This is a genomic window from Methanomethylovorans sp. (genome assembly GCF_050177135.1).
Classification (GTDB): Archaea; Halobacteriota; Methanosarcinia; order Methanosarcinales; family Methanosarcinaceae; genus Methanomethylovorans.
The window spans coordinates 1-6,764 of record NZ_JBFXHJ010000120.1 but is presented as its reverse complement, the minus strand read 5'-3'; the positions used below and the strand labels follow the sequence as shown (position 1 = coordinate 6,764).

The 6,764-nt window shown below is 37.6% G+C and carries 8 protein-coding genes and 1 pseudogene; 2 read left to right on the top strand and 7 right to left on the bottom strand.

The window, feature by feature from the left end:
- The 7 genes and pseudogenes from AB7U21_RS09280 to AB7U21_RS09250 form a co-directional block, all read right to left on the bottom strand.
- A pseudogene (locus tag AB7U21_RS09280) lies at positions 1–223 on the bottom strand (coenzyme F420 hydrogenase); the annotation flags it as partial.
- Between the two features lie 206 nt (positions 224–429).
- On the bottom strand, positions 430–651 hold the full coding sequence (locus AB7U21_RS09275; protein ID WP_428388528.1) for a hypothetical protein: 222 nt from the start codon (positions 649–651) through the stop codon (positions 430–432).
- Positions 652–1,143: 492 nt separating this feature from the next.
- Positions 1,144–1,608, bottom strand: coding sequence for a hypothetical protein (locus AB7U21_RS09270; protein WP_428388526.1), 465 nt, complete (start codon positions 1,606–1,608; stop codon positions 1,144–1,146).
- A gap of 9 nt (positions 1,609–1,617) precedes the next feature.
- Positions 1,618–1,788, bottom strand: a complete 171-nt coding sequence (locus tag AB7U21_RS09265; RefSeq protein ID WP_428388524.1) for a hypothetical protein — start codon at positions 1,786–1,788, stop codon at positions 1,618–1,620.
- Positions 1,789–1,937: 149 nt separating this feature from the next.
- Complete coding sequence (locus AB7U21_RS09260; protein ID WP_428388522.1) at positions 1,938–2,945, bottom strand: cytochrome c biogenesis protein CcdA; 1,008 nt, start codon at positions 2,943–2,945, stop codon at positions 1,938–1,940.
- 331 nt (positions 2,946–3,276) lie between these two features.
- The gene (locus AB7U21_RS09255) at positions 3,277–4,032 is read right to left on the bottom strand and encodes a hypothetical protein (protein WP_428388520.1); all 756 of its coding nucleotides are present in this window, start codon (positions 4,030–4,032) and stop codon (positions 3,277–3,279) included.
- Positions 4,033–4,579: 547 nt separating this feature from the next.
- Positions 4,580–5,260 (bottom strand): class I SAM-dependent methyltransferase, encoded by a 681-nt coding sequence (locus AB7U21_RS09250; RefSeq protein WP_428388518.1) that lies wholly within the window; start codon positions 5,258–5,260, stop codon positions 4,580–4,582.
- Positions 5,261–5,416: 156 nt separating this feature from the next.
- Here AB7U21_RS09250 and gatC point away from each other — a divergent pair, with 156 nt between their 5' ends.
- Both gatC and AB7U21_RS09240 read left to right on the top strand, forming a co-directional pair.
- Positions 5,417–5,698 (top strand): Asp-tRNA(Asn)/Glu-tRNA(Gln) amidotransferase subunit GatC, encoded by a 282-nt coding sequence (gene gatC, locus AB7U21_RS09245; protein WP_428388516.1) that lies wholly within the window; start codon positions 5,417–5,419, stop codon positions 5,696–5,698.
- 9 nt (positions 5,699–5,707) lie between these two features.
- On the top strand, positions 5,708–6,764 hold a 1,057-nt coding region (locus AB7U21_RS09240), incomplete at its 3' end, for an amidase family protein (RefSeq protein WP_428388514.1).

Below are 6,764 nucleotides of genomic sequence, written 5' to 3'. Positions count from 1 at the left end.
CGGTATTATCATTATGTACAAAAGGAACCTCAATACCCTGTCTTGAGGTCACATGGACATACCCCTTGCCATATTTATCCGCTGCATCAGCGATGTATCTGAGGTTTTCAGATGTAAGATTTCCTCCTACAACATGCAGACGAAGTGAAAAATAACCATCCTGCTTCTGAAAAAGAAAGCCTTTGTCTTTCAGATGGTCATTATCTCTTATTTTTTTTGCCATTCGAATCCCTCTACTCTGATGTATAAGAAGAGCAAATATTGTAAAAACAGATAGAAATCGTTTTCTGTTCATCGTCCACTAAAACCACATAAATGAGAATAAGAAGAATACTTGCTAACCTTTTCTCCCCACAATCACAAATCCATTGATCTATATCAATGTATGAAAAAAATAAATCCAATATGGAGTTTTTCCGTTTTGGTTATTCATGCAGACATCAATCCTATAAATATAGGAGATTCTTCATAATCGGCATATAATGTTATATCTACTACATCTCCTAATTGCATTTCCATCTGGCTTGTTTCTGAAATATTTTCGTCCAAAATGACTTTTATTGTGCATTCTTTTCTATCTCCGGGAGGAAAAGAAAGTTGTAGTATTAACCAAGCAGGTTTTGACTCATATATTACAGTTTCAGGTTTCATCTCATATACTTTTTTGAATATCGAATCATTCGCAGAATCAAATACCTCAATCGTAACTGTATGATCGTTAATATCGTTGTTCTTGATAAAAAAAAGAGGGGAGGGCTTGCCTATGAAAATGAAAGGCATGGCAATTAAACCAATCACAATTAATGTAATAATAGATAAGCTGGCAAGAAGTAAATTTGATTTTTTTATCGCTTATTCCCTCCTATGATACAGTTAAACCCTGTAACATCCTTCGCAAAGATAGTATATAAGTTTTTTGTAAAAAGTATCTAACAAAATTACATTCTTATATTTTCTCTGTTGACAATGTTGTTAGACTAAAAACCGTGAGATAATTTGCACATAAAGGTTAAATAGTAATGAATTTTACAGACCATCGTCTTGAATTATGAAATTAATTTAAATATTTAGAATTAATCTTAATTCTCCATGCGAGGGAAAAGTAAACCTTTTCTACTGAAAAAAGAAAGCTATAAGGTTAATTCAGTTGACAATCAAAAGATTGTAGAGACACCACAGTATTCCCAGGCACAGAGCTGCATAGGTCGCGGTAAAACTTCTATATTTTTCAGATTCAACGATCTTGCTTTTCAAATAGAAATAGACCACCAACATTATGGAGTAACCTCCGGCCAAAACCACATAAAAGTTAGTTTCGGTGTTTGTTAGGGATAATATGATAGTCACTATCAACCACAAGAAAAAACCAGCAAGGAGGCTTTTGATACTTACCTCATCGTCTGTTTTCTTGTTTTTCTCAATTACATTCCTGGCTATCAGATAATGCCCCATAATCAGGAAAAACGGTAGCATGCCAGCTATTACCCAGTCACTTACATATTTTATATTTCCGAAACCTGCTATAAGAATTACAAATGCCCATGCATAATAAAATATCCCGCCAATAAAGATTCCTATTATTTCTTCAACTTTAATTTTTGATTTCATGTATTTCACCTAGGATATATTTTGCAAAATTACTTCTTTTCCAATGACAAATCCAATCCCAACAAAAATTCCTGAAATAATTTCATTTATTGCATTGTTAGATAAGTATCCTAGAATAGTATATACAATAACAGAAATTATGAAAAATAACAAATCGTTTTTTAATTGAGTTATATCCATATGTATCACTTTCTAATTTGATAACGCAAATTATACAATATTTTCCATGTAGTACTAACTATTCTTCTATCAATCCATTTTTCATGAAATTGAATTGGCATGAGTGCTGTGAGGGAATAAACTTATTATAATGCCTATGGTGGAATCTCCTAAGCAAGGAGTAGCCATCCACCAACAAATATTAAAATAAATCCACTTAGCATTTTTATTTGTGAACGATAATCACGGATACGTTTTGATAATGTATATCCACCAATTAGCCCAACACCAATGAATGGAGTTAATACACCCATACTGAATATGAATAGCATTGAAATGTCTTTAACTGTTCCATTGATGACTGATCCATTTAACAAAACTAATAACATGGGTAATGTACACGGAACTTTTACAAATGAGAAGAGCATTCCCAGTAAAAACAATCCACTTACTGTATGAACATGTTTTCTAGCAATGGTGTGGAAATACTTTTCTGTAGATATTGGTAGTTCAACAATACCAATGAAATATAATCCCATCCCAATTACAATAAAACCCGTTATTATTGAGAATGCAGTAAAGTCCGGAATCGACCGTTTAAATGTAATCAACATAATTCCTATTGTTATATATGAAACAACTAGGCCTACACCAAATATCATGGCTCTGGTCATGCCATCATGAATTGAATCACTGGTACTTGCAGTGAAGCTTAGTAGAAATCCGAGTATTGCCATGAGACATGGTGACATTCCAGCAAATAGCCCGAGAGTATATGCAAGAATTATATTCATTGGTCTATCATTAGTTTGATTAATAGTTTGATTAACAGTGTAGTTGACATTTGTATGTGTATCTATGACATATTGTAATTTCTCTTCTGTTATATCGACTCTTGATATTTTTATTTCATCATTTATCACAATTGACGGTACATCGTAGAAATCATATTTTTTCCATTTCTCAAATCCTTCTACAGTGTTTACATTTGTTTTGTTTATGATTACATTGTTATTTTGTTTTTCAATTTGTTCAATGATTGGTTCAGTGAGTTCACAATCATGACATTCTGGTTGATAAAAATATTCAATATTAATTGATTGTGCCGATGCGACAGGTATCATTGATAGTATCATCATAATTAAAATAATTGTGATATATGATTTTATTTTAGACATGTATATACCTCATGTACAAAGATACACAACTAATTTTATTGGAAATATAGTAAATAAATTATCCCGCCAATCAAGTAACCTATTGGATATAATAGTGATCGTATGGGTGTTTTGTTTGTATCACCAATTTTTTTCCAAATTCCAGTATATTTATTTTGTTTATACTTCAGGAGATAGAATGGATAAAGTGATATGAATACTAAAATTAGTTCTGTGATTATTAATGGACCGAATGACATATTTGCTCCGAGTTTCGTTTGTCATTTTTTGTTATTCACAAAAAGTGAAAAGTTGCTGATATTCTAGTATATCAGCAATCGTTCTTTATTAATTAACAATATTGTGAGCACAATATTGGACAACTGTTATTTGTTCCATATATGCAAAGTGCTGCAAACACAACTGCACATATTGGAGGACATGCGACAGCTGCAGGTCCTGAGAACACAGCACACCCTAATGTGCATGTTGCATATCCAGTTAATCCACAGCCTGCACCATACACGTACGAACACACTGTCATACATACATTACATTGAGTACTTGAGCCAGCTGTTGAAGTTGCTGGAGTATCTTGTATAAGTTTTCCATCAACATAGAATGCTCCAGCTTTATTTTCGACAACATAATTATTTTCAACACCGTCATTGATTTCAAATAATGTCATTTTTCCATAATCTTCACTGAGTTCAATTATAGCATTACCTGTAATCGTTCGTTCGCCATTTGATACAAAAATTACCTGTCCCAAATCTTCACTTTCTGTTGATTCCGCAGGAATCACAACAATTGTTGCTTTTGGTGCATCAATTTCCTTCGGGGTCATTGTCTGAACACTCATTTGGTCATACTGTAAAGTATATCCCTTACCCTGTAGATCTTTAATAACAGTCCTAGCATCTTCATTAAGTGTTATGTCTAGTAATGCACTTAATTCACTTAGGCCCTCCTTGGTTTCGATATTGAAATCATCACTTAGGGCAGCACCTTCGGTTGTTTGCAAAGATGGAACACATGCCGTTGCTGGTATTGTAATTGTTACAAGTAGCATCATTGTTGCCAACAATGAACCAATTCTAGATTTCATATTCATTTCTTTTTACCTCTTTACACTACTCCAGAGGCAGAGAAAAACAAGCTTTAAGTATAGCCAAAGCTAATGTTTACCCGCCTCCGGGCAGCAGGGTTCAGCTATTTTTCTTGATTGCTACAGTTGAACCCTGTAATATCCTTTTCAAGGATAGTATATAAGTTTTCTGTGAAAAGCCTCTAATAAATGTATGTTTCTGCATTATTCTTTTATAAGAAGATATATAAGTAAACTTATAATATACTCATACGTTAAGCTTAAATATAAGTTAACTGTACAAGTGTTAACTACATACAAAAATACTAAAAAATGACTGCATGATATCAAATCACTCATATAACAGTCTTTCCGCAGATGTATAGAAAAACATGTATTTTTTTCCTTTGATGGTTTTGAGCATAATACTACTTCAAATCAACTGCATTTAATGTTACTATTATTGATATTAATATTACTACTAGTTGACAAATAACTTCAATTTAGATAATTAGCAAAATTCCAAGACATCTGCGGAATATAAGTTGGAAACCGGAAAAGAAGAATATCATGTACCAGTCTTTTTTCCAATAAATATCAGCCCATTGATCCTGTTACCCGTTCTTGTCGTAAACTCCTCGTTCCTGAAGAACTCTATCTCAAATCCGTTCTCAACCAGCAGGAACACAAGTTCCTTTTCTGTGAAATGATGAGATATGTAGGCTTTTTCCCCTGTTTTCTGGTCATAGGCAATGATAGAACCTTCCTCTTTTGTAATGGGCAGATCATTGATGTAACGCTCACGGTATAGTTTCATGTACCACGTCTGCCCGAAATCCGCAAGATAGAGATAGCCTCCCGGTTTCATTACCCTGCACGCTTCCCGGATGATCCTGTGACGGACCTCTTTTGTAGCAACTGTAGTAAGGAAAGCCTGCATTATAGCAATATCAAAGGTTTCATTAGCAAAGGGAAGCAGTGAAGCGTCCGCCTGCAGGAAAAAGGGATCCCTGAGATGTTCCTTTTCTTTTGAGGATAAGTCGGCCTGCCTCAAAGCTTCCGGATTGATATCCACTCCGGTAACATCAAAACCGGCAGATGCAAGCTGATCACATACTTCACCGCACGCACATCCTATGTCAATCACCCTGTCACCAGGAATTGCATATTCGTAGAATACCTGCTGCAGTTTCACTGTGGCAGGGATAGCTTTGGCTTTTGTGTGCTTCCAGTAATCAGCAGTATCCATAAACAATAATTGTAAGGCAATGAATAAAAGAGATGTCGCCGGATAATAAAACGCCGGTGAAAAGAACCCACATTTTTAATATAGGATGTACGCTTTTGTAACCCTTATATACCATATACCTAAAGATATTGAATTTCATATACAGAGGAACTTACAATGATCACAAAGGAAGAGGTCGAACATGTGGGATGGCTGGCCCGCATAGAGATCCATGAAAGCGAGGCACAGGATTATGCGGAAAAACTGAACGCTGTGCTGGACTACTTCGGTCAGCTGGACGAGGTGGACACTGAGAAAGTGGATCCCACCTATCACGTAGCAGATATAATGAATGTGTTCAGGGAAGATGTGGTCAGACCATCCATGTCACAGGAAGAAGTACTCTCCAACACCGGGAAGAAACAGGAAGGCAACTTCTTAGCCCCGAGGATCATGTGAGGAATGGACATGACAGGATGGGCAAACGTTTCACAGGTAAAGGAGAAAATAGCACAGAGATCCGCCGAGGAAATTACAGCATCCTACCTCGAAAGGATAAAGAAGAGCAGGATCAACGCTTACACAACAGTGTGGGAAGGAGCAATTGAGAAGGCACGGGAAATAGATGAGCAGGGACATAACGGACCGCTGGCAGGCATTCCCATAGCTATCAAGGACAATATTTCCACTAAAGGTATATCCACTACATGCTCCTCAAAGATATTGCAGGGATATGTGCCACCTTATGACGCACATATAGTAGAGAGGCTCAAGGACGCAGGAGCTATCATTCTGGGCAAGACGAACATGGATGAGTTTGCCATGGGCACATCCACCGAATCCAGCTGCTATGGACCTACCCTCAATCCCTGGGATGTGAAGCGTGTGCCAGGTGGCTCATCAGGTGGCAGCGCTGCTGTGGTGGCTGCCGGGGAAGCCCCCCTATCCGTTGGGTCGGATACCGGAGGATCAGTGAGATGCCCTGCAGCCTTCTGTGGGGTGGTGGGCCTCAAGCCCACATATGGAACAATATCCAGGTATGGCCTCATCTCCTACGCCAACTCTCTGGAACAGATAGGACCTCTGGCAACATGCGTTTCGGACATCGCTATGCTTATGGATGTCATAGGAGGACACGATGCAAGGGACAGCACTTCAGTAAAGACCGAAAGCGCGTACAAAGATGCTCTTATTGAAGATGTTTCCGGTCTGAAGATAGGAGTTCCTGCAGAATACTTCGGAGCAGGCATTGACCCGGCAGTTGAGAACTCCGTGTGGGATGCCATTCAGCTCTTTGAGGAACTGGGAGCCTCCTGGGAACAGGTATCTCTGCCGCATACATCGTATGCACTTGCTGCTTACTATATCATTGCTATGAGCGAAGCATCCTCTAACCTCGCCAGGTTCGATGGCACACGATATGGTTACAGGAAAGAAGGAGAGAACTGGCATGCTATGGCTTCCCGCACACGTGCGGAAGGATTTGGTGCAGAGGTAAAGCGCAGGATACTGCTGGGAACGTATG